General features: G+C 68.4%; 4 protein-coding genes. All 4 read right to left on the reverse strand.

Annotation, left to right across the window (positions count from 1 at the left end; translation table 11 throughout):
* Nucleotides 1-268 (reverse strand): head-tail connector protein (locus VL973_RS08225; protein ID WP_325283545.1); only part of this gene is annotated, 268 nt, incomplete at its 3' end.
* Complete coding sequence (locus VL973_RS08230) at nt 265-546, reverse strand: phage fiber-tail adaptor protein (protein ID WP_037555398.1); 282 nt, start codon at nt 544-546, stop codon at nt 265-267. The genes VL973_RS08230 and VL973_RS08225, both read right to left, overlap by 4 nt.
* Before the next feature lie 16 nt (nt 547-562).
* Entirely contained in the window at nt 563-718 is a 156-nt protein-coding gene (locus VL973_RS08235) for a hypothetical protein (RefSeq protein WP_161786544.1), read from the reverse strand.
* Nucleotides 715-2,067 (reverse strand): tail fiber domain-containing protein, encoded by a 1,353-nt coding sequence (locus tag VL973_RS08240; protein ID WP_313911465.1) that lies wholly within the window; start codon nt 2,065-2,067, stop codon nt 715-717. Before VL973_RS08240 ends, VL973_RS08235 begins: the two co-directional genes overlap by 4 nt.
* Between the last annotated feature and the right edge of the window lie 114 nt (nt 2,068-2,181).

Below are 2,181 nucleotides of genomic sequence, written 5' to 3' on the forward strand. Positions count from 1 at the left end.
CGGTGCCGTCCTGCGACACCAGCGTCACACGGTCGACCGCGACCACCGGACGCGCGCGCAGCGCAATGCACGCCGCCGGCAACGGCGCCTCTTCTTCGCCAGCACGCACGACCAGCCACTGGCCGATGAACGCCTCGCAGATATTGGTCGCCGCGCGCACCAGCCCCGCGATCACCGCATCGTCGATCGTCGCGCCCAGCCGCAGCCAGCCGCGCGCTTCGTTCAGGCTCACCGGGGCCTCGCCCGGCAACAGGCTTTCCGCCATCATCGCTCCTCCACCCGCAAGGTCATCGACCGTTCGTCGATCTGCCCGTCGCTCATCGTCACGCGGTTGGTGACGCGATAGACGCGCCCCGCGACCCCGCCCGCCAGCGTGACGGTCACCTCCTTCAGGTCGTGCGCGCCGCCGATCACGGTCACGCCGCCCTCCTCCGCCGGTGCGACCGACCAGTCACTCGCCACGACCGCCTGGCCGCCCGGATAGGCGGCGCCCCAGTCGAACTCGAAATCGATCCGCGTGCCCGGATCCTTCACCATCATCGTCATCGTCTTCCCCCTCCCGTCAGGGTCTGCGCACCGTCACGCGCCGCGGCGCTTCGCGCGCCAGCGGCAGCGCCGTCTGCGGCGCCGCCGGCTCGGGCCCGGCCCACTCGCTCGCGAGATCGCGCCTTGCGACATCGCCGATCGCGCGCGCGGCCAATGCCGATCCGTCGATCATGCCGCGGCCTCCAGCGCCGCGAGGCGCGCGTCCTGCGCCGCGATCAGGAACAGCGCCAGCTGGTCGGTGCGGATGCCGAAACGGTCGCCCGCGGGGCGGCCTTCGTCAGCCTCCTCGTCCCATTGGTCATGGCATAGAAAGGCATAGCGACTGCTCGGCGCCCCGCCCTCGGCGATTGGCTCGATCAGTCCTTCGTCGGCCATAACCGCCCACACCGCCTGCGCACGAACACCGAAATGATGCCGCGCGCCCTCTGCTCCTTTTTCGGCAATCGCGTCGTGCCACTGGAAAAAACCCAGTTCGGCGGCGATACGCTTTGCGGCACGCACCTCGGCGGCAGTCGCGGCGCCGCGCCATGTCTTGTCGCGCGCGTCCGATGTGTTGATCGTGCCCGTGCCGGCGTACAGCACCGCCCAACGCTGCGCCGCGGCGCCCAGCGTCTGGTTGTTGTCCGCCGCCGGACGGAACACGCCCGAACCTTCGAGGCGCACGCGCTCGCTGCCACCGACGCCTAGCCGCAACGGATTGCCGCACAGCAAGGTGTCGACCCAGCTGCCGCCGTCGTTCATATAGCCAAAACAGCTGTCGATACCGTTCGCGAACACCGTGAAGCGCCGGTCGCTGGCGATCCGGACCTGCAACCGCGTGACGCCCAGCGGGGTGCAGCCGATGCCGACATTTCCCGAGCCGTCGATCCGCATCCGCTCGCTGCCGCCCGCGGCAAATCCCAATATATCCGCGCCGGCGCGAAACAGGCCCGAATCGGGGTCGGTATCAAAGCCGATCGCCGGCGCCGCGGCGCTGCCATTCGGCGCGCCGAGCGGACCCGTCAGCGCATGGCGTCCGTCGTCGCCACGAAAGGCCAGACTCGACAGCGGAATATTCACCCACCCGCTGCCTCGCCGCACCGTCAGCATATCGTCGATGGCCCCCGTCGCGACCGCCTCATGCGTCGTCGACAACGGCTGCTTGGCGGCAATCGCCCCGGTCAATGACGCCAGCCCGGCTTCGACCATGTCTTGCGCCGCATCGCTGTCGGCGAACCAGCCGGCGCCGACCGTCAGCGCGATCGTCTTCAGTCCCGGCGAAAAATCGACATGCTCGCCGTCGTTCGACGACGCTGCGACCACATCGCGCAACAGCCGCCCGCCACCGTCGATCCGGCCGAAGCCGACTTCCCATTGGGCGGTCTGGGTGATGCCGGAAATCGCATAATGAAACGGGATATCCACCGGAACGATATCGGCAAAGCGGCGATGACCCGGCACCGCGCCCGTGGGAGTCAGCGGTCCGGTCCCGCCCTCTTGGGCAAGCTCGCGCACCAGGTCGGCAAAAAAGGGGGTCGGCATGGCAGGGCCATCCTTTCCAATGCAATTTATGGAGAAAATGCCGGTTGCCATTTCGTTCAGACCGAGTCGAAAATGACTGTCGCCCGCGACCCGGCGCGCAGCGTACTATTGTAC

The organism is Sphingomonas sp., assembly GCF_035490575.1.
Lineage (GTDB): Bacteria > Pseudomonadota > Alphaproteobacteria > Sphingomonadales > Sphingomonadaceae > Sphingomonas.

What these genes read in the sequence shown, in the direction of transcription:
- VL973_RS08230 (WP_037555398.1), bottom strand. Translation starts at nt 546, where the DNA reads ATGACGATGATGGTGAAGGATCCGGGCACGCGGATCGATTTCGAGTTC.
- VL973_RS08235 (WP_161786544.1), bottom strand. Translation starts at nt 718, where the DNA reads ATGATCGACGGATCGGCATTGGCCGCGCGCGCGATCGGCGATGTCGCA.
- VL973_RS08240 (WP_313911465.1), bottom strand. Translation starts at nt 2,067, where the DNA reads ATGCCGACCCCCTTTTTTGCCGACCTGGTGCGCGAGCTTGCCCAAGAG.